Source organism: Pseudomonas sp., from assembly GCF_033723075.1.
Lineage (GTDB): Bacteria > Pseudomonadota > Gammaproteobacteria > Pseudomonadales > Pseudomonadaceae > Aquipseudomonas.
This window is the reverse complement of the sequence record NZ_JAWVXU010000019.1, coordinates 39,900-62,401: the sequence shown is the minus strand read 5'-3', so window position 1 is coordinate 62,401 and position 22,502 is coordinate 39,900. Positions and strand designations below refer to the sequence as shown.

33 protein-coding genes are annotated in these 22,502 nt (G+C 57.9%); 32 read left to right on the top strand and 1 reads right to left on the bottom strand.

Going from position 1 to position 22,502, the window contains the following annotated elements:
* Positions 1 to 25 precede the first annotated feature (25 nt).
* The 32 genes from tuf (at position 26) to bfr (ending at position 19,531) form a co-directional block, all read left to right on the top strand.
* Positions 26 to 1,219: an elongation factor Tu gene (gene tuf, locus R3355_RS19730; protein WP_318962705.1), complete on the top strand. Its 1,194-nt coding sequence runs from the start codon at positions 26 to 28 to the stop codon at positions 1,217 to 1,219.
* 141 nt (positions 1,220 to 1,360) lie between these two features.
* The gene (rpsJ, locus tag R3355_RS19725) at positions 1,361 to 1,672 is read left to right on the top strand and encodes a 30S ribosomal protein S10 (protein WP_010486970.1); all 312 of its coding nucleotides are present in this window, start codon (positions 1,361 to 1,363) and stop codon (positions 1,670 to 1,672) included.
* 82 nt (positions 1,673 to 1,754) lie between these two features.
* Complete coding sequence (rplC, locus tag R3355_RS19720) at positions 1,755 to 2,390, top strand: 50S ribosomal protein L3 (protein ID WP_079204520.1); 636 nt, start codon at positions 1,755 to 1,757, stop codon at positions 2,388 to 2,390.
* A 12-nt stretch (positions 2,391 to 2,402) separates the two neighbouring features.
* Positions 2,403 to 3,005: a 50S ribosomal protein L4 gene (rplD, locus tag R3355_RS19715; protein WP_172149917.1), complete on the top strand. Its 603-nt coding sequence runs from the start codon at positions 2,403 to 2,405 to the stop codon at positions 3,003 to 3,005.
* Complete coding sequence (gene rplW / locus R3355_RS19710) at positions 3,002 to 3,301, top strand: 50S ribosomal protein L23 (protein WP_318962704.1); 300 nt, start codon at positions 3,002 to 3,004, stop codon at positions 3,299 to 3,301. Before rplD ends, rplW begins: the two co-directional genes overlap by 4 nt.
* 14 nt (positions 3,302 to 3,315) lie before the next feature.
* Positions 3,316 to 4,140, top strand: a complete 825-nt coding sequence (gene rplB / locus R3355_RS19705) for a 50S ribosomal protein L2 (protein WP_172149921.1) — start codon at positions 3,316 to 3,318, stop codon at positions 4,138 to 4,140.
* A 16-nt stretch (positions 4,141 to 4,156) separates the two neighbouring features.
* Positions 4,157 to 4,432 carry a 30S ribosomal protein S19 gene (gene rpsS / locus R3355_RS19700; RefSeq protein ID WP_010486981.1) on the top strand — a complete coding sequence of 92 codons (276 nt, stop codon included), beginning with the start codon at positions 4,157 to 4,159 and terminating at the stop codon, positions 4,430 to 4,432.
* 11 nt (positions 4,433 to 4,443) lie between these two features.
* A complete protein-coding gene (gene rplV, locus R3355_RS19695) occupies positions 4,444 to 4,776 on the top strand; it encodes a 50S ribosomal protein L22 (protein WP_079204524.1) in 333 nt (110 codons plus the stop codon).
* Between the two features lie 13 nt (positions 4,777 to 4,789).
* Complete coding sequence (gene rpsC, locus R3355_RS19690) at positions 4,790 to 5,476, top strand: 30S ribosomal protein S3 (RefSeq protein WP_027982006.1); 687 nt, start codon at positions 4,790 to 4,792, stop codon at positions 5,474 to 5,476.
* A 12-nt stretch (positions 5,477 to 5,488) separates the two neighbouring features.
* Entirely contained in the window at positions 5,489 to 5,902 is a 414-nt protein-coding gene (gene rplP / locus R3355_RS19685; RefSeq protein WP_079204526.1) for a 50S ribosomal protein L16, read from the top strand.
* Positions 5,902 to 6,093 (top strand): 50S ribosomal protein L29, encoded by a 192-nt coding sequence (gene rpmC / locus R3355_RS19680; protein ID WP_002555481.1) that lies wholly within the window; start codon positions 5,902 to 5,904, stop codon positions 6,091 to 6,093. Before rplP ends, rpmC begins: the two co-directional genes overlap by 1 nt.
* 2 nt (positions 6,094 to 6,095) lie before the next feature.
* The gene (rpsQ, locus tag R3355_RS19675) at positions 6,096 to 6,362 is read left to right on the top strand and encodes a 30S ribosomal protein S17 (RefSeq protein ID WP_318962703.1); all 267 of its coding nucleotides are present in this window, start codon (positions 6,096 to 6,098) and stop codon (positions 6,360 to 6,362) included.
* A 22-nt stretch (positions 6,363 to 6,384) separates the two neighbouring features.
* A complete protein-coding gene (rplN, locus tag R3355_RS19670) occupies positions 6,385 to 6,753 on the top strand; it encodes a 50S ribosomal protein L14 (protein WP_003289207.1) in 369 nt (122 codons plus the stop codon).
* 11 nt (positions 6,754 to 6,764) lie between these two features.
* On the top strand, positions 6,765 to 7,079 hold the full coding sequence (gene rplX, locus R3355_RS19665; RefSeq protein ID WP_172149923.1) for a 50S ribosomal protein L24: 315 nt from the start codon (positions 6,765 to 6,767) through the stop codon (positions 7,077 to 7,079).
* Between the two features lie 20 nt (positions 7,080 to 7,099).
* Complete coding sequence (gene rplE / locus R3355_RS19660) at positions 7,100 to 7,639, top strand: 50S ribosomal protein L5 (protein ID WP_318962702.1); 540 nt, start codon at positions 7,100 to 7,102, stop codon at positions 7,637 to 7,639.
* Between the two features lie 13 nt (positions 7,640 to 7,652).
* The gene (gene rpsN / locus R3355_RS19655) at positions 7,653 to 7,958 is read left to right on the top strand and encodes a 30S ribosomal protein S14 (protein ID WP_318962701.1); all 306 of its coding nucleotides are present in this window, start codon (positions 7,653 to 7,655) and stop codon (positions 7,956 to 7,958) included.
* 180 nt (positions 7,959 to 8,138) lie between these two features.
* Entirely contained in the window at positions 8,139 to 8,531 is a 393-nt protein-coding gene (gene rpsH, locus R3355_RS19650; RefSeq protein WP_318962700.1) for a 30S ribosomal protein S8, read from the top strand.
* A gap of 12 nt (positions 8,532 to 8,543) precedes the next feature.
* Positions 8,544 to 9,077 carry a 50S ribosomal protein L6 gene (gene rplF / locus R3355_RS19645; RefSeq protein WP_271349062.1) on the top strand — a complete coding sequence of 178 codons (534 nt, stop codon included), beginning with the start codon at positions 8,544 to 8,546 and terminating at the stop codon, positions 9,075 to 9,077.
* Between the two features lie 10 nt (positions 9,078 to 9,087).
* Positions 9,088 to 9,438, top strand: a complete 351-nt coding sequence (gene rplR / locus R3355_RS19640; protein ID WP_003293038.1) for a 50S ribosomal protein L18 — start codon at positions 9,088 to 9,090, stop codon at positions 9,436 to 9,438.
* Positions 9,439 to 9,441: 3 nt separating this feature from the next.
* A complete protein-coding gene (gene rpsE / locus R3355_RS19635; RefSeq protein ID WP_318962699.1) occupies positions 9,442 to 9,942 on the top strand; it encodes a 30S ribosomal protein S5 in 501 nt (166 codons plus the stop codon).
* 2 nt (positions 9,943 to 9,944) lie between these two features.
* Positions 9,945 to 10,124 (top strand): 50S ribosomal protein L30, encoded by a 180-nt coding sequence (gene rpmD, locus R3355_RS19630; protein WP_090444984.1) that lies wholly within the window; start codon positions 9,945 to 9,947, stop codon positions 10,122 to 10,124.
* Between the two features lie 3 nt (positions 10,125 to 10,127).
* Positions 10,128 to 10,562: a 50S ribosomal protein L15 gene (rplO, locus tag R3355_RS19625; protein WP_172149943.1), complete on the top strand. Its 435-nt coding sequence runs from the start codon at positions 10,128 to 10,130 to the stop codon at positions 10,560 to 10,562.
* The gene (secY, locus tag R3355_RS19620) at positions 10,563 to 11,891 is read left to right on the top strand and encodes a preprotein translocase subunit SecY (protein ID WP_090505815.1); all 1,329 of its coding nucleotides are present in this window, start codon (positions 10,563 to 10,565) and stop codon (positions 11,889 to 11,891) included.
* A 29-nt stretch (positions 11,892 to 11,920) separates the two neighbouring features.
* A complete protein-coding gene (gene rpmJ, locus R3355_RS19615) occupies positions 11,921 to 12,037 on the top strand; it encodes a 50S ribosomal protein L36 (protein ID WP_002555468.1) in 117 nt (38 codons plus the stop codon).
* A 133-nt stretch (positions 12,038 to 12,170) separates the two neighbouring features.
* A complete protein-coding gene (rpsM, locus tag R3355_RS19610; protein WP_213641487.1) occupies positions 12,171 to 12,527 on the top strand; it encodes a 30S ribosomal protein S13 in 357 nt (118 codons plus the stop codon).
* A gap of 30 nt (positions 12,528 to 12,557) precedes the next feature.
* Positions 12,558 to 12,947, top strand: a complete 390-nt coding sequence (gene rpsK, locus R3355_RS19605) for a 30S ribosomal protein S11 (RefSeq protein WP_013789773.1) — start codon at positions 12,558 to 12,560, stop codon at positions 12,945 to 12,947.
* Positions 12,948 to 12,964: 17 nt separating this feature from the next.
* Positions 12,965 to 13,585: a 30S ribosomal protein S4 gene (gene rpsD, locus R3355_RS19600; RefSeq protein ID WP_318962698.1), complete on the top strand. Its 621-nt coding sequence runs from the start codon at positions 12,965 to 12,967 to the stop codon at positions 13,583 to 13,585.
* Positions 13,586 to 13,607: 22 nt separating this feature from the next.
* The gene (locus R3355_RS19595) at positions 13,608 to 14,609 is read left to right on the top strand and encodes a DNA-directed RNA polymerase subunit alpha (protein ID WP_079204540.1); all 1,002 of its coding nucleotides are present in this window, start codon (positions 13,608 to 13,610) and stop codon (positions 14,607 to 14,609) included.
* Between the two features lie 42 nt (positions 14,610 to 14,651).
* Positions 14,652 to 15,038, top strand: coding sequence for a 50S ribosomal protein L17 (gene rplQ, locus R3355_RS19590; protein WP_025167705.1), 387 nt, complete (start codon positions 14,652 to 14,654; stop codon positions 15,036 to 15,038).
* A 165-nt stretch (positions 15,039 to 15,203) separates the two neighbouring features.
* Positions 15,204 to 16,583 (top strand): Na+/H+ antiporter NhaC family protein, encoded by a 1,380-nt coding sequence (locus R3355_RS19585; protein ID WP_318962697.1) that lies wholly within the window; start codon positions 15,204 to 15,206, stop codon positions 16,581 to 16,583.
* Between the two features lie 180 nt (positions 16,584 to 16,763).
* Positions 16,764 to 18,911: a catalase/peroxidase HPI gene (katG, locus tag R3355_RS19580; protein WP_318962696.1), complete on the top strand. Its 2,148-nt coding sequence runs from the start codon at positions 16,764 to 16,766 to the stop codon at positions 18,909 to 18,911.
* Between the two features lie 155 nt (positions 18,912 to 19,066).
* Positions 19,067 to 19,531, top strand: coding sequence for a bacterioferritin (gene bfr / locus R3355_RS19575; protein ID WP_318948589.1), 465 nt, complete (start codon positions 19,067 to 19,069; stop codon positions 19,529 to 19,531).
* Positions 19,532 to 19,616: 85 nt separating this feature from the next.
* Here bfr and uvrA read toward each other — a convergent pair whose 3' ends face one another.
* A complete protein-coding gene (gene uvrA / locus R3355_RS19570) occupies positions 19,617 to 22,451 on the bottom strand; it encodes an excinuclease ABC subunit UvrA (protein WP_318962695.1) in 2,835 nt (944 codons plus the stop codon).
* Positions 22,452 to 22,502: the final 51 nt, after the last annotated feature.

The window sequence follows — 22,502 nt, the reverse complement described above, 5'->3', positions numbered from 1 at the left end:
CCCTTTAGGCAAGAGGTTCACTGTCGTGGCTAAAGAAAAATTCGAACGTAACAAACCGCACGTCAACGTTGGCACTATCGGTCACGTCGACCATGGTAAAACCACCCTGACTGCTGCGTTGACCAAGGTGTGTGCCGAGGCTTTCGGTGGCGCCATTCGTGATTTCGCACAGATTGACAGCGCTCCGGAAGAAAAAGCTCGTGGTATCACGATCAATACTTCCCACGTTGAGTACGATTCCAACATCCGTCACTACGCTCACGTAGATTGCCCGGGCCACGCTGACTATGTGAAAAACATGATCACTGGTGCTGCGCAGATGGATGGCGCGATTCTGGTTTGCTCCGCTGCTGACGGCCCTATGCCGCAGACTCGCGAGCACATCCTGCTGTCCCGTCAGGTAGGTGTTCCTTACATCGTGGTCTTCCTGAACAAGGCTGACATGGTGGATGACGCCGAGCTGCTGGAACTGGTTGAGATGGAAGTTCGTGACCTGCTGTCGACTTACGACTTTCCGGGCGACGACACTCCGATCATCATCGGTTCCGCGTTGATGGCTCTGAATGGCCAGGACGACAACGAGATGGGCACCACTGCCGTGCGCAAGCTGGTCGAGACTCTGGATACCTATATTCCGGATCCGGTGCGCGTTATCGACAAGCCGTTCCTGATGCCGGTTGAGGATGTGTTCTCGATCTCCGGTCGCGGCACCGTTGTGACTGGTCGTATCGAGCGCGGCATCATCAAGATCCAGGAAGAAGTCGAGATCGTGGGCCTGCGTCCTACCGTCAAAACCATCTGTACTGGTGTTGAGATGTTCCGCAAGCTGCTCGACGAAGGTCGTGCTGGCGAGAACTGCGGTATCCTGCTGCGTGGCACCAAGCGTGACGACGTCGAGCGTGGTCAGGTTCTGGCCAAGCCAGGTAGCGTCAAGCCGCACACCAAGTTCGAAGCAGAAGTCTACGTGCTGAGCAAAGAAGAAGGTGGTCGTCACACCCCGTTCTTCAAAGGCTACCGTCCGCAGTTCTACTTCCGCACTACCGACGTGACTGGTAACTGCGAGCTGCCGGAAGGCGTTGAAATGGTAATGCCGGGCGACAACGTGAAAATGGTTGTTACCCTGATCAAGTCGATCGCCATGGAAGACGGTCTGCGTTTCGCGATTCGCGAAGGCGGCCGTACCGTTGGTGCCGGCGTGGTTGCCAAGATCGTCGAGTAATCGATTGATCTGAAAAGGGCCCTCGCTTGCGGGGGCTTTTTTATTGGGTTGACACTCGTTGGGGCCGTCTATAGAATTGCGCCTCCTTTTAGCGGGTGTACTGCGCCCGCTGGGAATAGCAGCTTGGAATCTGAGGTCAAAATGCAAAACCAACAAATCCGTATTCGGTTGAAGGCTTTTGACCATCGCCTGATCGATCAATCAACCCAGGAAATCGTGGAAACCGCGAAACGTACTGGTGCTCAGGTGCGTGGTCCGATTCCTCTGCCTACCCGCAAAGAGCGGTTTACCGTTCTGACTTCACCGCACGTCAACAAAGACGCGCGTGATCAGTTCGAAATCCGCACTCATAAGCGCGTTCTGGACATTGTCCAGCCGACGGATAAAACCGTTGATGCGTTGATGAAGCTTGATCTTGCGGCTGGCGTGGAAGTGCAGATCAGCCTCGGCTAAAACCTTGGGGTTTTAGTCGTGTAACGCTCTGAAATGGGCGGCCATAGCGGGTGAAAGCCCCGTACACTCATGAGGTTACAACATGACTATTGGTGTAGTCGGTCGTAAGTGCGGTATGACCCGTATTTTCACCGAAGAAGGTGTCTCCATTCCGGTTACGGTCATTGAGATCGAGCCGAATCGCGTCACTCAGTTTAAAACCGAAGAATCCGATGGCTATCGTGCAGTGCAAGTCACTGTCGGTGAGCGTCGTGCTTCCCGTGTCAGCAAGGCGCAAGCCGGTCATTTCGCCAAGGCGAATGTCGCGGCAGGTCGTGGTGTTTGGGAGTTCCGCCTTGAAGAAGGCGACTACCAGGCTGGCGATCTGATCAACGCTGAAATTTTCCAAGCTGGTCAACTGGTGGATGTCACTGGTCAGTCCAAGGGTAAAGGCTTTGCCGGTACCATCAAGCGTTGGAACTTCCGCGGCCAAGACAACACTCACGGTAACTCCGTGTCCCACCGTGTTCCGGGTTCCATTGGCCAGTGCCAGACTCCGGGTCGCGTCTTCAAGGGCAAGAAAATGTCCGGTCACATGGGTGCTGAGCGCGTGACTGTGCAGTCCCTGGAAGTAGTGCGCGTCGACGCTGAACGCAACCTGCTGTTGGTCAAGGGTGCCGTTCCTGGCGCAACTGGCGGCAACCTGGTTGTTCGTCCGGCAGCCAAGGCTCGCGGTTAAGGGGAAGCTGACATGCAATTAAATGTAAATGGCGCTCAAGCGATCGAAGTGTCCGAAGCGACCTTCGGTGGCGATTACAACGAGACCCTGGTTCACCAAGCAGTCGTGGCCTACATGGCTGGCGGCCGTCAGGGCAGCAAGCAGCAGAAAACCCGTTCCGACGTTTCCGGTGGCGGTAAGCGCCCATGGCGTCAGAAGGGCACCGGTCGTGCTCGTGCCGGTACCACTCGTGGTCCGATCTGGCGTGGCGGTGGTGTGACTTTTGCGGCCCGTCCGCAGAATCACGACCAGAAGCTGAACAAGAAAATGTATCGCGCTGCATTGCGTTCGATTCTTGCCGAGCTGGTGCGCACCGATCGTTTGGTCGTGGTTGAAGACTTCAGCGTTGAAGCGCCGAAGACCAAAGACCTGCTGAACAAATTGAATGGCATGGGTCTGACCGATGTACTGATCGTGTCCGATGCTATTGACGAAAATCTGTACCTGGCTGCCCGCAACCTGCCGCATGTCGATGTTCGTGACGTGCAGGGTTCCGATCCGGTCAGTCTGATCGCGTACGAAAAGGTGCTGGTCACCGTTTCTGCCGTGAAGAAATTCGAGGAGCTGCTGGGATGAACCAGGAACGCGTATTTAAAGTGCTGCTTGGCCCGCACGTCTCCGAGAAGGCCACACTTCTGGCTGATAAGAAAAGCCAGTTCGTTTTCAAGGTTGCAACCGATGCAACCAAGCTGGAAATCAAGAAGGCCGTCGAAAGCCTGTTCAACGTGAATGTTGCTGCTGTTAATACCGTGAATGTTCTCGGTAAGAGCAAGCGCACCGCTCGCGGTCTGGGCAAGCGTAACGACTGGAAGAAGGCAGTTATCTCCCTTCAGCCGGGCCAAGATCTCGATTTCGCCAGCAGTGCTGAGTAAGGAAGGGGTGCATCATGGCAATCGTTAAATGCAAACCGACTTCCGCTGGCCGCCGTTTTGTGGTCAAGGTGGTCAATCAGGAGCTGCATAAAGGCGCTCCTTACGCTCCGCTGCTCGAGAAGAAGTCGAAGACTGGCGGTCGTAACAACAATGGTCGGATCACTACCCGTCATATCGGTGGTGGCCACAAGCAGCATTACCGTCTGGTCGATTTCCGTCGCAACGACAAAGATGGCATTCCAGCCACTGTCGAGCGTATCGAATACGATCCGAACCGTACCGCACACATCGCGTTGCTGATGTATGCAGACGGCGAGCGTCGCTACATCATCGCCCCTAAGGGCGTGAGTGCTGGCGATCAGCTGGTAGCTGGCATCATGGCTCCGATCAAGCCGGGCAACAGTCTGCAACTGCGCAACATCCCAGTTGGTAGCACTGTTCACGGTATCGAATTGAAGCCGGGCAAGGGTGCCCAGATCGCTCGTTCCGCTGGTGCTTCGGCTCAGCTGATCGCTCGTGAAGGCGTCTACGTGACCTTGCGGTTGCGTTCCGGTGAAATGCGTAAAGTGCTGGCCGAGTGCCGTGCGACCCTGGGCGAAGTCTCGAACTCCGAGCACAGCCTGCGTTCGCTGGGTAAAGCCGGTGCCAAACGCTGGCGTGGCGTTCGCCCAACCGTTCGTGGTGTTGCCATGAACCCGGTTGACCACCCACACGGTGGTGGTGAAGGTCGTACCTCTGGTGGTCGTCATCCGGTGTCTCCATGGGGCTTCCCGACTAAGGGCGCGAAGACTCGTGGTAACAAACGCACCGATAAAATGATCGTCCGTCGTCGCAAGTAAATAGAGGGATACGACAGTGCCACGTTCTCTGAAAAAAGGTCCTTTTATCGATCTTCACCTACTGAAGAAGATCGAAGTGGCGGTGGAAAAGAACGATCGCAAGCCGGTGAAAACCTGGTCGCGCCGTTCCATGATCCTGCCGCAAATGGTCGGTCTGACCATTGCTGTGCATAACGGTCGTCAACATGTTCCCGTTCTGGTGAACGAAGACATGGTCGGCCACAAACTGGGCGAATTTGCCGGCACTCGTACCTATCGTGGGCACGTGGCTGACAAGAAAGCCAAGCGTTAAGGGGTTAGGAAATGGAAGTAGCCGCTAAGTTGTCGGGCGCTCGAATCTCCGCCCAGAAAGCCCGCTTGGTCGCCGACCAGATCCGCGGGAAGAAGGTGGGCGAAGCGCTCAATCTGTTGGCTTTTAGCAGCAAGAAAGCCGCCGATATCATCAAGAAAGTGCTGGAGTCGGCTGTAGCCAACGCCGAGCATAACGAAGGCGCAGATGTTGATGACCTCAAGGTCAGCACCGTTTTCGTCAACGAAGGGCGTTCGCTGAAGCGAATCATGCCGCGTGCCAAAGGCCGCGCTGATCGCATCGTCAAGCGGTCTTGCCATATCACTGTCAAGGTTGCGGACAAGTAACGGAGTCGATCAGATGGGTCAGAAAGTACATCCCATTGGCATTCGCCTGGGAATCGTCAAGGAGCACACCTCCGTCTGGTACGCAGACGGTCGGACTTATGCGGACTATTTGTTCGCTGATCTGAAGGTGCGCGAATACCTCCAAGACAAACTAAAAAGCGCGTCCGTAAGCCGTATCGATATCCATCGTCCGGCTCAGACTGCACGCATCACCATCCACACCGCCCGTCCCGGTATCGTGATCGGCAAGAAAGGTGAAGATGTTGAGAAGCTGCGTCAGGACCTGACCAAGCAAATGGGTGTGCCTGTGCACATCAATATCGAAGAAATCCGCAAGCCGGAGCTCGACGGTATGCTGGTTGCGCAGAGCGTAGCTCAGCAGCTGGAGCGTCGTGTGATGTTCCGTCGCGCTATGAAACGCGCTGTACAGAACGCCATGCGCATTGGTGCCAAGGGCATCAAAATCCAAGTGAGCGGTCGTCTCGGTGGTGCTGAAATTGCCCGTACCGAATGGTATCGCGAAGGTCGTGTGCCGTTGCACACCCTGCGTGCCGATATCGACTATGCCACGTACGAAGCGCACACCACTTATGGTGTGATCGGTGTCAAGGTTTGGATCTTCAAAGGCGAAGTAATTGGTGGTCGCCAGGAAGAACTGAAACCGCAGGCACCTGCGCCTCGTAAAAAAGCTGCTAAGTAAGGGGTACGCCAAATGTTGCAACCAAAGCGTACGAAGTTCCGTAAGCAGATGACCGGCCACAACCGTGGCCTGGCTCAGCGCGGTAGCAAAGTCAGCTTCGGCGAGTTCGCCCTGAAGTCTGTTGCCCGCGGTCGTCTCACCGCCCGTCAGATCGAGTCCGCTCGTCGTGCTCTGACTCGTCACGTTAAGCGTGGCGGGAAAATCTGGATTCGCGTGTTCCCTGACAAGCCTGTTACCAAGAAGCCTCTCGAAGTGCGGATGGGTAAAGGGAAGGGTAGCGTCGAGTATTGGGTAGCCCAGATTCAGCCAGGCAGAGTCCTGTATGAAATCGAAGGCGTTTCCGAAGAGTTGGCGCGTGAGGCTTTCGCCCTGGCGGCTGCAAAGCTGCCGCTCGCCACCACTTTTGTTAAGCGGACGGTGATGTGATGAAGGCGAATGAACTTCGTGAAAAATCAGCACAGCAGCTGAACGAGCAACTGCTCGGCCTGCTGCGCGACCAGTTCAATCTGCGTATGCAGAAAGCAACTGGCCAGTTGGGGCAGTCTCACCTGCTCTCGCAAGTTAAGCGCGATATCGCTCGTGTGAAGACTGTGCTCAATCAGCAGGCAGGTAAGTGATCATGGCTGAAGCCGAAAAAACAGTCCGTACGCTGACCGGCCGTGTCGTCAGCGACAAGATGGACAAGACCATCACCGTATTGATCGAACGTCGCGTCAAGCACCCGATCTACGGTAAATATGTCAAGCGTTCGACCAAGCTGCACGCGCACGACGAAAGCAATCAGTGCCATATCGGCGACAAGGTTTCCATTCGTGAAACCCGTCCCGTAGCCAAGACCAAGTCTTGGGCGCTGGTTGAAGTCATCGAACGCGCAGTGGAAGTCTAAGGACTAGGGGTCGGAGAAATATATGATTCAGACTCAATCCATGCTCGACGTCGCTGACAACAGCGGTGCTCGTCGCGTTATGTGCATCAAGGTGCTGGGTGGTTCGCATCGCCGCTATGCCGGCATCGGCGACATCATCAAAGTGACCGTCAAGGAAGCAATTCCGCGCGGTAAAGTGAAGAAGGGTCAAGTGATGACTGCTGTCGTAGTCCGCACTCGTCACGGCGTTCGTCGCCCTGATGGCTCGATCATTCGCTTCGATGGCAACGCTGCTGTTCTGCTGAACAACAAGCAAGAGCCGATCGGCACCCGTATTTTTGGGCCAGTGACTCGTGAACTTCGCTCTGAGAAGTTCATGAAGATCGTCTCGCTCGCCCCTGAAGTGCTCTAAGGAGATCCGACATGCAAAAGATTCGTCGTGACGACGAGATCATCGTGATCGCCGGTAAAGACAAAGGTAAGCGTGGCAAGGTGCTCAAGGTTCTCGCTGACGACCGACTGGTCGTTGGTGGGATCAACCTGGTGAAGCGCCATACCAAGCCGAACCCGATGTCGGGCGTTCAGGGCGGTATCATCGAAAAAGAAGCGCCTCTGCACGCTTCCAACGTGGCCATCTTCAACGGTGAAACCAACAAGGCTGACCGTGTTGGTTTCAAAGTTGAAGAAGGTAAAAAAATTCGTGTCTTCAAGTCGACCCAAAAAGCGGTTGATGCTTGAACACTGCTAGGTAGAAGACCATGGCACGACTAAAAGAGATTTACCGGAAAGAAATCGCGCCGAAGCTTAAGGAAGAACTTAAGCTCGCGAACGTGATGGAAGTTCCGCGCATCACCAAGATCACCCTGAACATGGGCTTGGGCGAAGCGATCGGTGACAAGAAAATCATCGAGCACGCCGTAGCCGACCTGGAAAAGATCACCGGTCAGAAAGTCGTAGTGACTCACGCCCGTAAGTCGATTGCAGGTTTCAAGCTGCGTGAAGGTTGGCCGATTGGCGTCAAGGTAACCCTGCGCCGCGATCGCATGTACGAGTTCCTGGATCGTCTGCTGTCTATCTCCCTGCCGCGCGTGCGTGACTTCCGCGGCCTGAATGCCAAGTCCTTCGATGGTCGTGGCAACTACAGCATGGGCGTTAAAGAGCAGATCATCTTCCCGGAAATCGACTACGACAAGATCGATGCCCTGCGTGGTCTGGACATTACCCTGACTACCACTGCGCGTACGGATGATGAGGGGCGTGCTTTGCTGCGGGCCTTCAAATTCCCGTTCCGCACCTGATTGGAGTTGGACCATGGCTAAAATGAGCATGAAAAACCGTGAGCTGAAGCGTCAGCAAACGGTAGCCAAGTACGCGAAGAAGCGTGCCGCGCTGAAAGCTACCATCGCCGATCTGGACGCGAGTCCGGAAGCGCGTTGGGAAGCTCAGGTGGCGCTGCAGAAGCAGCCGCGTGATGCCAGCGCTTCGCGTCTGCGCAATCGCTGCCGCATTACCGGTCGTCCGCACGGCGTGTATCGCAAGTTCGGTCTGTCGCGTATCAAGCTGCGTGAAGCTGCAATGCGTGGTGATGTGCCAGGTCTGGTGAAAGCCAGCTGGTAAAAACGAAGCCGGCCTAGTGCCGGCTTTGTCTTATCTGTGAATCAGGCCCCTTTGGGGCTTGATTCATTTTTGATCAGTCTCTAGAATGCTCGGCTCGCCTGAGCGTGGGTTCAATTGCCCAGAGTTCTCAGCGACTGTAGCCGCAAGGCTAATTCTTTTTGTATCAGGAGCGTCTAGCCCATGAGTATGCAGGACCCGTTAGCGGACATGCTAACTCGTATCCGTAATGCCCAGATGGCTGAAAAGTCCGTCGTAAGCATGCCGTCTTCCACGTTGAAGGTGGCTGTAGCCAAAGTTTTGAAAGACGAAGGTTATATTGCGGGTTATCAGATCAGCGGTGAAGTCAAGCCGCAGCTGTCCATCGAGCTGAAATACTTCGAAGGCCGTCCGGTTATCGAAGAAGTGAAGCGCGTAAGCCGTCCAGGCCTTCGCCAGTACAAGTCCGTTGAAGATCTGCCGAAAGTTCGTGGCGGTCTCGGCGTTTCCATCGTCTCCACCAACAAAGGTGTGATGACGGACCGCGCGGCGCGCGCTGCCGGTGTCGGCGGCGAAGTGCTTTGTACAGTGTTCTAAGGGGGGATAAGCATGTCACGCGTCGCTAAGAACCCCGTCACGTTGCCCGCTGGTGTAGAGATCAGTCTCGCCGGTCAGCAGCTTTCGGTTAAGGGTGCCAAGGGTGCTCTAGAGCTGAATATTCATTCGTCCGTTGAAGTGGTCCAGGAATCCGGTGAGCTGCGTTTTGCTGCTCGCAACGGAGACCAGCAGACCCGTGCAATGGCCGGTACCACTCGTGCATTGGTCAACAACATGGTGATCGGCGTCAGCACTGGCTTCGAGCGCAAGCTCCAGCTGGTAGGTGTTGGTTACAAGGCGCAAGCCAAAGGTCAGGTCTTGTCTCTGGCTCTGGGCTTCTCCCACCCGATCGACTACGAGCTGCCGGAAGGCGTTGTTGCTGAAACCCCTAGCCAGACCGAAATCCTGATCAAGGGCGTCGATAAACAACTGGTTGGTCAGGTTGCTGCGGAAATCCGTGATTTCCGTCGCCCTGAACCTTATAAGGGCAAAGGTGTTCGTTACGCTGACGAAGTCGTCCGTCGTAAAGAAGCCAAGAAGAAGTAGGGCCTAGCAAATGACCGACAAAAAAGTTACTCGACTGCGTCGCGCTCGCAAAGCACGCCTGAAAATGCACGAGCTCGAAGCCGTGCGTCTCTGCGTGTATCGCTCTTCGCAGCATATCTATGCCCAGGTCATTTCGGCCGACGGCAGCAAGGTTCTGGCCAGCGCCTCTACCTTGGACAAAGCATTGCGTGATGGCGCCACTGGCAACGTCGACGCGGCCAAGAAAGTTGGCGAACTGGTTGCCGAGCGTGCGAAAGCCGCTGGTGTGACCCAGGTTGCATTCGACCGTTCTGGCTTCAAGTACCACGGCCGCGTCAAGGCGCTGGCTGATGCTGCTCGTGAAGGCGGGCTGGAGTTCTAAGTTATGGCAAATAACGACCAAAAGCGCGACGAAGGCTATATCGAGAAGCTGGTACAGGTTAACCGCGTAGCCAAAACCGTAAAGGGTGGCCGTATCTTCACTTTCACTGCGTTGACCGTAGTGGGTGATGGTAAGGGTCGCGTCGGTTTCGGCCGTGGCAAGTCCCGTGAAGTGCCAGCGGCCATCCAGAAAGCGATGGAAGCTGCTCGTCGCAACATGATCCAGGTGGACCTGAACGGCACCACTCTGCAGTACGCGATGAAGTCTGCCCATGGCGCCTCCAAGGTGTACATGCAGCCTGCTTCTGAAGGTACCGGTATCATCGCCGGCGGCGCCATGCGTGCCGTGCTGGAAGTGGCTGGTGTGCAGAACGTTCTGGCCAAGTGCTACGGCTCGACTAACCAGGTGAACGTGGTGCATGCCACTTTCAAGGGTTTGAAAGCTATGCAGTCGCCTGATTCCGTTGCGGCCAAGCGTGGCAAGAGCGTCGAGGAGATTCTCTAATCATGGCTAATACCGTCAAAGTCACGCTGATCAAGAGCGTGAGCGGCCGTCTGGCTAATCATAAAGCCTGCGTCAAGGGTCTCGGCCTGCGTCGCATCAATCACACCGTCGAGGTTCTGGATACTCCGGAAAATCGCGGCATGATTAACAAGGCTTACTACCTTCTCCGTGTGGAGGGTTAATACATGTACCTGAACGATTTGAGTCCTGCGCCGGGTTCCCGCCGCGAGAAGCACCGTCCGGGCCGTGGTATCGGTAGTGGTTTGGGCAAGACCGGTGGCCGTGGCCACAAGGGTCAATCCTCCCGCTCCGGTGGCACCATTGCTCCGGGTTTCGAAGGCGGCCAGCAGCCTCTGCACCGTCGTTTGCCCAAGTTCGGTTTCGTGTCTTTGAAGGCTATGGATCGCGCAGAAGTGCGTACCTCCGAGCTGAACAAGGTCGAAGGCGGCGTTATTACTCTGCAAGCTCTGAAGGATGCCAATCTGATTAACCAACATGTACGGCGTGTGAAAGTCATGCTGTCCGGTGAGGTTACTCGTGCGGTCACCCTTAAAGGTATCGCTGCCACCAAAGGTGCGCGTGCGGCTATCGAAGCAGCTGGCGGTAAGTTCGAGGAATAAATGGCTAAGCAAGGTGCTCTCTCAGCGCTCAGCAATGGCGGGTTATCCGAGCTCTGGGCTCGTCTGCGCTTTCTGTTCATGGCGATTATCGTCTACCGGATTGGCGCACACATCCCAGTTCCTGGCATAAACCCGGACCGGTTGGCGGACCTGTTTCGACAGAATGAGGGGACCATTCTTAGCTTGTTCAACATGTTTTCCGGTGGCGCGCTGGAGCGCATGAGCATCTTTGCGTTGGGGATCATGCCGTACATTTCGGCATCGATCATCATGCAGCTCATGACCGCTGTCAGCCCGCAACTGGAGCAGTTGAAGAAGGAAGGTGAGGCTGGTCGTCGCAAGATCAGCCAATACACCCGCTACGGCACCCTCGTCCTGGCGTTCGTTCAAGCAATCGGCATGTCCGTGGGCTTGGCGAGTCAGGGTGTAGCGTTTTCGGGCGATTTCGGCTTCCACTTCGTTGCAGTCACCACCTTTGTGGCGGGTGCAATGTTCATGATGTGGCTGGGCGAGCAAATCACCGAGCGTGGTGTTGGCAACGGTATCTCGATGCTGATTTTTGCAGGCATCGTGGCCGGTCTGCCGTCGGCGATCGGGCAGTCTTTCGAGTCTGCTCGCCAGGGCGATATCAATATCTTCGCCCTGATCGCCATCGGTTTGCTGGCAGTAGCGATCATCGGTTTCGTGGTGTTCATTGAGCGTGGGCAGCGCCGCATTGCGGTGCACTACGCCAAGCGTCAGCAGGGCCGCAAGGTTTTTGCTGCGCAGACCAGCCACTTGCCGTTGAAGGTGAACATGGCGGGGGTTATCCCGGCTATTTTCGCCAGCAGCCTTCTGTTGTTCCCGGCCTCGCTGGGTGCCTGGTTTGGCCAGTCCGAAGGTATGGGCTGGCTGCAGGATATTTCACAGGCTATCGCTCCTGGTCAGCCGTTGAACATTTTGCTGTTTAGTGCAGGGATCGTTTTCTTCTGCTTCTTCTATACGGCGCTGATGTTCAATCCGAAAGACGTAGCGGAAAACCTGAAGAAGTCCGGTGCCTTTATTCCGGGTATCCGTCCGGGTGAGCAGTCGGCGCGCTATATCGATGGCGTGTTGACTCGTTTGACCATGTTCGGTGCTCTGTACATGACGGCCGTGTGTCTGTTGCCCCAGTTTCTGGTGGTGGCGGCCAACGTACCGTTCTATCTTGGCGGGACCTCGTTGCTGATCGTGGTGGTGGTTGTGATGGACTTTATGTCGCAAGTACAATCGCACCTCGTTTCGCACCAGTACGAATCCCTGATGAAGAAAGCCAACCTGAAGGGCTACGGCAGCGGCATGATGCGCTGAGCGTACCCATAAGGTTCGAGGAGTTGGTGATGAAAGTTCGTGCATCGGTGAAAAAGCTGTGCCGTAACTGCAAGATTATTCGTCGTGAAGGTGTCGTTCGAGTTATTTGCAGCGCGGAACCGCGTCACAAGCAGCGCCAAGGCTGAGTGTGATTGAAATGTTACAAGCCCGGCAGCTAGTGCGCTGCCGGGTTGATTATTTGTTTCTACAGCGCTAATATCTCGCGCCTTATTTCTTGGCTTCCGGGGCGTAGGTAGCTGTCAATTGGAGTTCCACTGAATGGCCCGTATTGCAGGCGTAAACATTCCGGATAACAAGCACACTGTTATCTCGCTGACCTACATCTTTGGTGTTGGTCGCACTACCGCACAGAAAATCTGTGCGGCTGCCGGTGTTAATCCGGCAGTAAAGATCAAGGATCTCTCTGACGAGCAGATCGAGCAGCTGCGTGGCGAAGTAGCCAAGGTGAATACCGAAGGCGACCTGCGTCGTGAAGTGAACATGAAAATCAAGCGCTTGATGGACCTGGGTTGCTACCGCGGCCTGCGTCATCGTCGTGGTCTGCCGGTTCGCGGTCAGCGTACCAAGACCAACGCGCGTACCCGTAAGGGCCCGCGTAAGCCGATCCGCAAGTAATCGCATTCGCGCATCGACAGGAATCTAGTCATGGCAAAACCTGCTGCTCGTACTCGTAAGAAAGTCAAAAAGACAGTGGTTGATGGCATCGCCCACATCCACGCTTCTTTCAACAACACAATCGTGACCATTACTGACCGTCAGGGCAACGCCTTGTCCTGGGCTACCTCTGGTGGTTCGGGTTTCCGCGGCTCGCGTAAAAGCACCCCGTTCGCTGCCCAGGTGGCTGCTGAACGTGCTGGTCAAGCTGCGCTGGAATACGGCCTGAAGAACCTCGACGTCAACGTCAAGGGTCCCGGTCCGGGTCGTGAGTCCGCTGTCCGTGCATTGAACGGCTGCGGTTACAAGATCGCCAGCATCACCGATGTGACACCCATCCCGCACAACGGATGCCGTCCTTCGAAGAAGCGTCGCGTGTAATCAGGAGACAGTGAGAAATGGCTCGTTACATTGGTCCCAAATGCAAACTGTCTCGTCGTGAAGGCACTGATCTTTTCCTGAAAAGTGGCGTCCGCGCCCTGGAATCGAAGTGCAACATCGAAGCAGCCCCAGGTATTCACGGTCAGCGCCGTAGCCGTCAGTCAGACTACGGCACCCAGCTGCGTGAAAAGCAAAAAGTTCGTCGTATCTACGGTGTCCTCGAGCGTCAATTCAGTGGTTATTACAAAGAAGCAGCCGGCAAGAAAGGCGCTACTGGTGAGAACCTGCTGCAACTGCTCGAGTGCCGACTGGATAACGTGGTTTATCGCATGGGCTATGGTGCTACCCGCGCCGAATCCCGTCAGCTGGTTTCGCACAAAGCGATCAGCGTTAACGGTAAGACTGTAAACGTGCCGTCCTACCAGGTTAAAGCTGGCGACGTGGTTGCAGTTCGCGAGAAGTCGAAGAATCAGCTGCGCATTGTTCAGGCTCTTGAGCTGTGTGCCCAGCGTGGCCGCGTTGAATGGGTAGAAGTAGACATTGAGAAGAAGTCCGGCGTGTTCAAAGCCGTACCGGTTCGCAGTGATCTGTCCGCTGACATCAACGAAAGCCTGATTGTCGAGCTCTACTCCAAGTAAGGGCTAGAAAATAGGTGCATCCATGCAGATTTCGGTAAATGAGTTCCTGACCCCCCGCCATATCGATGTGCAGGTGGTCAGTCCGACCCGCGCCAAGATCACACTCGAGCCTCTCGAGCGTGGCTTTGGCCACACCTTGGGCAACGCGCTGCGCCGCATCCTGTTGTCCTCAATGCCTGGCTGTGCAGTAGTCGAGGCCGAGATTGACGGTGTACTCCATGAGTACAGCGCCATTGAAGGTATTCAGGAAGATGTCATTGAAATCCTGCTTAACCTGAAAGGCTTGGCTATCAAGTTGCACGGTCGCGACGAAGTGACGCTGACTCTGGCGAAGAAGGGCTCGGGTGTAGTTACCGCTGCCGATATTCAGCTGGATCATGATGTCGAAATCGTCAATGGCGACCACGTGATCGCCAACATGGCTTCCACTGGCGCGCTGAACATGAGGCTCACCGTAGCTCGTGGTCGCGGCTATGAGCCGGCTGACGCTCGTCAGAGTGATGAAGATGAAAGCCGCAGCATTGGTCGCTTGCAGCTGGATGCTTCGTTCAGTCCGGTACGCCGTGTGTCGTACGTGGTAGAGAACGCTCGTGTTGAGCAGCGTACTAACTTGGACAAGCTGGTTATTGACCTGGAGACCAACGGTACTCTGGATCCTGAAGAGGCAATTCGCCGTGCCGCAACCATTCTGCAACAGCAGTTGGCTGCGTTCGTCGACCTCAAGGGTGACAGTGAGCCTGTGGTTATCGAGCAGGAAGACGAGATCGATCCGATCCTGTTGCGTCCGGTTGATGACCTGGAACTGACCGTACGTTCGGCCAACTGCCTCAAGGCAGAGAACATTTACTACATCGGCGACCTGATTCAGCGCACCGAAGTGGAATTGTTGAAAACGCCGAACCTGGGCAAGAAATCCCTGACCGAAATCAAGGATGTTCTGGCTTCTCGCGGTCTGTCCCTCGGTATGCGCCTCGACAACTGGCCGCCGGCAAGTCTGAAGAAAGACGATAAGGCGACTGCCTGATCGTCATCATCACCGAACGTCAGTTTGGTAAGGAATTGAACCATGCGTCATCGTAAAAGTGGCCGTCACCTCAGCCGCACCAGCGCTCACCGTAAGGCCATGTTTCAGAACATGGCGGTGTCGCTGTTTGAGCATGAGCTGATCAAAACTACTCTGCCGAAAGCCAAAGAGCTGCGTCGCGTTGCCGAGCCGCTGATTACTCTGGCTAAAGAAGACAGTGTTGCCAACCGTCGCCTGGCCTTCGACCGTACGCGTTCGAAAGCCATCGTCGGTAAGTTGTTCAACGACCTGGGCAAGCGTTATGCCACCCGTCAGGGCGGTTACCTGCGTATCCTCAAGTGCGGTTTCCGCACTGGCGACAACGCTCCGATGGCTTATGTTGAGCTGGTTGACCGTCCGGTCGGCGGCGCAGTAGAAGCTGCCGAGTAAGTTGTAGGTTGTAGAAAAAAACCGGGCCTTGGCCCGGTTTTTTGTTTCCGGTATGAATAATATTCCGCACGCTATGTTTGATATTGTGTGCGGCTGGTGGCTCAGGTAAGGTTTGGCTGTCTTCGAACCTGCCGCGTGCGGCCCCTATAAGAACAGTTTCACATCATGTCCGAACCTACCGCTCTGAGCCTGATCCCTCCCGCTGTCGTATTGACCCTGGCTATCTTCCTGCGTCGACCTATTCTGGCCCTGATTCTGGGTGCCGTCTCAGGTCTGTTGCTGCTATCGCCTGCGCAAGCGCTGAACAATTTTTCCGCAATCTCCCTGGCGGTCATGCAGGATGAAACCATCGGTTGGTTGATCCTGGTGTGCGGCAGTTTCGGCGCCTTGATCGCGCTCCTGGTGCGTACTGGTGGCGCCTTGGCCTTTGGGCGTGCGGCGCTGACGTTGGCCAAGGGCCGGCGCTCCTCGTTGCTGATGACCGTTGCCCTGGGTGTGGTGATTTTCGTCGATGACTACCTGAATGCGCTGACCGTGGGCGAAACCATGAAGCGGGTGACCGATCGCTTCAAGATTTCCCGCGAGATGCTCGCCTATGTCGTGGATTCCACCGCGGCGCCCATCTGCGTGCTGGTACCGCTCTCCACCTGGGCGGTGTTTTTTGGTGGGTTGCTGGAGAGCAACGACATCGCTGCAGCTGGGCAGGGAGTCAGCGTGTATATCCAGGCCATTCCCTACATGCTCTACGCCTGGTTCGCGGTGATCCTGGTGTTCCTGGTCGCAGCCGGAGTGGTCCCGGCTATTGGCCCCATGCGCAAGGCCGAGATGTTGGCGCGTCATGGCTCGGCCGGCGCCATGTATGTCGGTGAAGTCAGTCCCGAGCATAGCTATTCGATGAAGGCACTGGAGGAGGAGTTCGAAGGCGCCGACCAGGAGGGCGGCAAGCTGCGCAACTTTCTGCTGCCGCTACTGATGCTGGTCGGCTTCACCGTCTACTTCGATATCGATGTGTGGATGGGCATGCTGGCGACGCTGCTGATCACCGTGCCCTTCTATCTGGTTCAGCGTCTGATGCCGCTGTCCGAGATGCTCGATCAGATGGTCGATGGTTTCAAGACCATGTTGCCGGCCATCGGTATCGTCATTGCCGCTTTTATTTTCAAGGAAGTGTGCGATCAGCTGATGCTGCCACAGTATGTGGTGGAGTCGCTCAAGCCTTATATGAGCCCGCAGATGCTGCCGGCCATGGTGTTTCTGGCCATGGCCGTGCTGGCCTTTGCCACGGGATCGTCCTGGGGGATCTTCGCCGTGACCATTCCTATCGTCATGCCCCTGGCCCATGCGCTGCAGGCCGACATTCCCTTGACCATAGGCGCGCTACTCTCGGCCTCGGCCTTCGGAAGTCAGGCCTGTTTCTACAGTGACTCCACGGTGCTGGCCGCGCAGGGGGCGGGTTGTAATCTGATCAGCCATGCCTTGACCCAGTTGCCCTATACCCTGATTGCTGCGGGTCTGGCCTTTGTCGGTTTCGTGCTCATCGCTTGAGTCGAGCCAGCGGGAATAGAGCGGGCTCTGGTGGTCCGTTCTTTGTCCGGGTGATGAAAGAAAGTAACTATCGAGTTGTTGCGCTTCATAAATTGGTTCCCCTGTCAAAGCGGGTCTAGGCTTGTTCCATCGTCGGCCGCAGTCGATGGGACCGGCCCGCTGAGGAGAAAGGAGAGAACCATGTCGAACCAAGGTAAATGCCCGTTCAATCATGTCGCGGGTGGCGGCACGACCAGCAGGGATTGGTGGCCGAACCAGTTGCGTGTGGATCTGCTGAATCAGCACTCCGACAAGTCCAACCCGCTCGGCGGCTTCAACTACGCCGAAGAATTCAAGAAGCTCGACTACAAGGCGCTCAAGGCGGACCTGGTCAGGCTGATGACCGATAGCCAGGACTGGTGGCCGGCCGACTTCGGCCATTACGGGCCGCAGATGATTCGTATGGCCTGGCACGCCGCCGGCACCTACCGCATCACCGACGGTCGCGGTGGTGGCGGTCGCGGCCAGCAGCGTTTCGCCCCACTGAACTCCTGGCCGGACAACGTCAATATCGATAAATCGCGCCGCCTGCTGTGGCCGATCAAGCAGAAGTACGGCCAGAAGATTTCCTGGGCCGATCTGATTATCCTTGCCGGCAACGTGGCCCTCGAGTCCATGGGCTTTCGCACCTTCGGCTTTGCCGCCGGCCGTGAAGACGTGTGGGAGCCGGACATGGATGTCAACTGGGGCGCGGAGATTGCCTGGCTGGGCGTGGACCCTGAGCGCGTCAGTGGTGACCGCGACTTGGCGGCGCCGTTCGGCGCCACCCACATGGGCCTGATCTATGTGAACCCGGAGGGCCCGAATGCCAGCGGCGACTACATGGAGGCGGCCAAGGACATCCGCTCTACCTTCGGGCGTATGGCCATGGACGACGAGGAGACCGTCGCCCTGATTGCCGGCGGCCACTCCTTCGGCAAGGCCCACGGTGCCGCGCCCGAGTCGCACAAGGGGCCTGAGCCCGAGGCTGCGCCGCTCGAGGCCCAGGGCCTGGGCTGGATCAGTGACTTCGGCAGTGGCCACGGTAAGGACACCATATCCAGTGGCATCGAAGTCACCTGGACCAAGACGCCGGCATTGTGGAGCAACAACTTCCTCGAAAACTTGTTCAAGTACGAGTGGGAGTTGACCCAGTCGCCTGCCGGTGCCAAACAGTGGGTCGCCAAGGATGCCCCGGAGATCATTCCGGATGCCCATGTACCGGGCAAGTTCCACAAGCCGACCATGCTCACCACCGACCTGACCCTGCGCTTCGATCCGGAGTTCGGCAAGATCTCCAAGCGCTTTCTCGACGATCCGCAGGCCTTCGCCGATGCCTTCGCCCGCGCCTGGTTCAAGCTGATCCATCGCGACATGGGGCCGAAGGCGCGTTATCTCGGGCCGGAAGTGCCGAAAGAGGATCTGATCTGGCAGGACCCGCTGCCGGCGCCGACACATAACCCGAGCGCGGCCGATATCGCCGACCTCAAGATCAGGATTGCCGCCTGCGGACTGCCGGTTGGCGATCTGGTCTCCGTGGCCTGGGCCTCGGCTTCGACCTTCCGCGGCGGCGACAAGCGTGGCGGTGCCAATGGTGCGCGTCTGGCCCTGGCCCCGCAGAAGGACTGGGAGGTCAATCGGCGCGCCATCAAGGCCCTGGCCAAGCTGGTCGAGGTACAGCAGACCTCTGGCAAGGCTTCGCTGGCCGACGTGATAGTGCTGGCCGGCAATGTCGGTGTGGAGCAGGCCGCCAAGGCTGCTGGGGTGAGCGTGGATGTGCCGTTCGCGCCTGGGCGGGTCGATGCCCGCCAGGATCAGACCGACATCGAGTCCTTCGAGCCGCTCGAGCCCATCGCCGATGGTTTCCGCAACTACCGCAAGGGCAAGCTCGGCGTGCCGACCGAGGCCATGCTGGTCGACAAGGCCCAGCTCCTGACCCTGAGCGCGCCGGAGCTGACTGCACTGGTTGGTGGCCTGCGCGCGCTGGGTGCCAACCATGACGGCAGCCAGCATGGTGTGTTAACCGACAGGGTGGGCGTGCTGAGCAACGACTTCTTCGTCAACCTGCTGGACATGGGTACCGAGTGGAAGGCGGTGGATGGTGATGGGGAAGTGTTCGAGGGCGTGGCGCGCAATAGCGGTCAGGCGAAGTACAGCGCTACCCGCAACGACCTGGTCTTCGGTTCCAACTCGGTGCTGCGTGCTTACGCCGAGGTCTATGCCAGCACCGACGGCAAGGAAAAACTGGTCAAGGACTTCGTCGCCGCCTGGACCAAGGTGATGAATCTGGACCGCTTCGACCTCGCTTGACCCGTTGCCGGAGGCGCACCGCAAGTCGCTCCTCCGGCTGCGTTCAACCAGCTGGGCGGCGCCTCCCTCGTGGCGGCGTCGTGCTTTTCGCTTGACCCGAAGGGGCTGGACGCGGAGCATTCGCCCATTTCACGGATGCAGCAAGGATTCCAGGCATGCAGGGCCACATCGAAGTCATCGACTATTTGAAAATGCTGCTCAAGGGCGAACTGGCGGCGCGCGATCAGTACTTCGTGCATTCGCGCCTGTATGAGGATTGGGGTTTCAGCAAGCTCTACGAGCGCATCAACCATGAGATGGAAGAAGAGACTCAGCACGCCGATGCGTTGCTCAGGCGAATTCTGTTCCTCGAAGGTATTCCGGACATGACGCCGGAGGCTTTTTCCTTCGGCCAGACGGTGCCGGAGATGCTCAGGCTCGATCTGGCTCTGGAATACCAGGTGCGCGCGGCCTTGTGCAAGGGCATCGAGCTATGTGAACGGCACCAGGATTATCAGACCCGCGACATCCTCCTGGTCCAGCTCAAGGACACCGAGGAAGATCATGCCTACTGGCTGGAGATCCAGCTGGGGCTGATCGACAAATTGGGCCTGGAGAACTACCTGCAGGCTCAGATGTAGGTGTCAGCCGCAAGCCGCAAGCCAGGGCAGGGGGGGGCGCGCTGGTTCTTTATTGCGACTTGTAGCTTGAAGCTTGTCGCCGCGTTCAGGCCCTATCCCTTTCCAGCAGCGGTTTGAGGAAATGGCCGGTATGCGATTGCGGCATCTCGGCGACTTCTTCCGGGGTGCCGCAGGCGATGATCTGGCCGCCCTTGGAACCGCCTTCCGGGCCGAGGTCGACCAGCCAGTCGGCGGTCTTGATCACGTCCAGGTTGTGCTCGATCACCACCACGGTATTGCCGTGGTCGCGCAGGCGGTGGAGTACGTCGAGCAGTTGCTGGATATCGGCGAAGTGCAGGCCGGTGGTCGGCTCGTCGAGGATATACAGGGTCTTGCCGGTGTCGCGCTTGCTCAGCTCGCGCGACAGTTTGACCCGCTGCGCCTCACCGCCGGACAGGGTGGTCGCGCTCTGCCCCAGCTTGATATAGGACAGGCCGACATCCATCAGGGTCTGCAGTTTGCGCGCCAGGGCTGGCACGGCATCGAAGAACAGTCGCGCTTCCTCGATAGTCATTTCCAGCACCTCATGGATGCTCTTGCCCTTGTACTTCACTTCCAGGGTTTCGCGGTTGTAACGCTTGCTCTTGCACACGTCGCAGGGTACGTAGATGTCCGGCAGAAAGTGCATTTCCACCTTGATCAGGCCGTCGCCCTGGCAGGCTTCGCAGCGCCCACCCTTGACGTTGAAGCTGAAACGCCCCGGACCGTAACCGCGCGAGCGCGATTCGGGTACGCCGGCGAACAGCTCGCGGATCGGAGTGAACAGGCCGGTGTAGGTCGCCGGATTGGAGCGCGGCGTGCGGCCGATCGGGCTCTGGTCGATGTCGACCACCTTGTCCAGGTGCTGCAGGCCGTCGATGCTGTCGTGGGCGGCGGCTTCCAGGGTGGTGGCGCCGTTCAGCGCGGTGGCGCTGAGTGGGTAGAGGGTGTTGTTGATCAGGGTCGACTTGCCCGAGCCGGACACGCCGGTGACGCAGGTCAGCAGGCCGATCGGAATATCCAGGTCGACCTTTTGCAGGTTGTTGCCGCGCGCGCCCTTGATCTTCAGTGCGAGTTTCTTGTCCCGTGGGGTGCGCTTGGCCGGTACGGCGATTTTCACCCGCCCGGAGAGGTATTTTCCGGTCAGCGAGTCCGGGTGGGCCATGACTTCGGCCGCCGTGCCCTGGGCGACGATCTGGCCGCCGTGCACGCCGGCGCCGGGGCCGATGTCGACCACGTAGTCGGCCATGCGAATGGCGTCCTCGTCGTGCTCGACCACGATCACCGTGTTGCCGATATCGCGCAGATGCCGCAGGGTGCCGAGCAGGCGCTCGTTGTCGCGCTGGTGCAGGCCGATCGAGGGTTCGTCGAGGATGTACATGACCCCGACCAGGCCGGCACCGATCTGGCTGGCCAGGCGGATGCGCTGGGCTTCGCCGCCGGACAGGGTGTCGGCGCTGCGATCCAGGGTCAGGTAATCCAGGCCGACGTTGACCAGAAACTGCAGGCGTTCGCGGATCTCCTTGAGGATCTTCTCGGCGATCTCGCCGCGTCGGCCGGGTAGTGCCAGGCTGCCGAAATACTCGGTGGCGTCGCCGATCGGCAGGCCGGTAACGGCCGGCAGGGTCTTCTCGCCAACCCAGACGTGCCGTGCCTCACGGCGCAGGCGGGTGCCGCGGCAGTCCTGGCAGGCCTGGGTGCTGAGGAACTTGGCCAGTTCTTCGCGCACGCTGGCCGATTCGGTCTCGCGGTAGCGGCGGTCAAGGTTCGGCACTATGCCTTCGAACGGGTGGGAGCGCTTGACGATGTCGCCACGGTCGTTGAGGTACTTGAAGTCGACGTTCTGCGTGCCGCTGCCGAACAGAATGCATTTCTGATGCTCGGCGGCCAAGTCGTCGAAGGGGATTTCCAGGCTGAAACCGTAGTGCCCGGCCAGCGAGCCGAGCATCTGGAAGTAATAGACGTTGCGCCTGTCCCAGCCGCGGATCGCCCCCTCGGCCAGGGTCATCTCGCCGTTGATCAGGCGCTTGGTGTCGAAGAACTGCTTCACGCCCAGGCCGTCGCAGGTCGGGCAGGCGCCGGCGGGATTGTTGAAGGAGAACAGCTTGGGTTCCAGTTCGCTGATCGAGTGGCCGCAGACCGGGCAAGCGAAACGTGCGGAGAAGATGATTTCTTCACCTTCCTCGCCTTCCATGGGCGCGACCAGGGCCAGGCCGTCGGCCAGCTTGAGCGCGGTCTCGAACGACTCGGCCAGGCGCTGCTGCAGGTCGCCGCGGGCCTTGAAACGGTCGACTACGGCATCGATGCTGTGCTTCTTCTGCTTATCCAGCTTGGGCAGTTCGTCCAGTTCGTAAATCTTGCCGTTGACCCGCACCCGGACGAAACCCTGGGCGCGCAGCTCGTCGAAGATGGCCAGGTGTTCGCCCTTGCGCTCGCGCACGATCGGCGCCAGCAGCATCAGCTTGCTGCCTTCCGGCAGGGCCAATACCTGATCGACCATCTGACTGACGGTTTGCGCCTCCAGCGGCAGGTCGTGATCCGGGCAGCGTGGAATACCGGCGCGGGCGTAGAGCAGGCGCAGGTAGTCATAGATCTCGGTGATGGTGCCGACGGTGGAGCGCGGGTTGTGCGAGGTGGATTTCTGCTCGATGGAGATCGCCGGCGACAAGCCTTCGATGGTGTCGACATCGGGTTTTTCCATCATCGACAGGAACTGCCGGGCGTAGGCCGACAGCGACTCGACGTAGCGGCGCTGGCCCTCGGCGTAGAGGGTGTCGAAGGCCAGCGAGGACTTGCCGGAGCCGGACAGGCCGGTAATCACGATCAGCTTGTCGCGCGGCAGGGTCAGGTCGATGTTTTTCAGGTTATGGGTGCGGGCACCCCGGATCACAATCTTGTCCACAAACAGCGGCCTCGCATGGCGGGCGGAAAACCAGTGAGTATACGGCCCTGT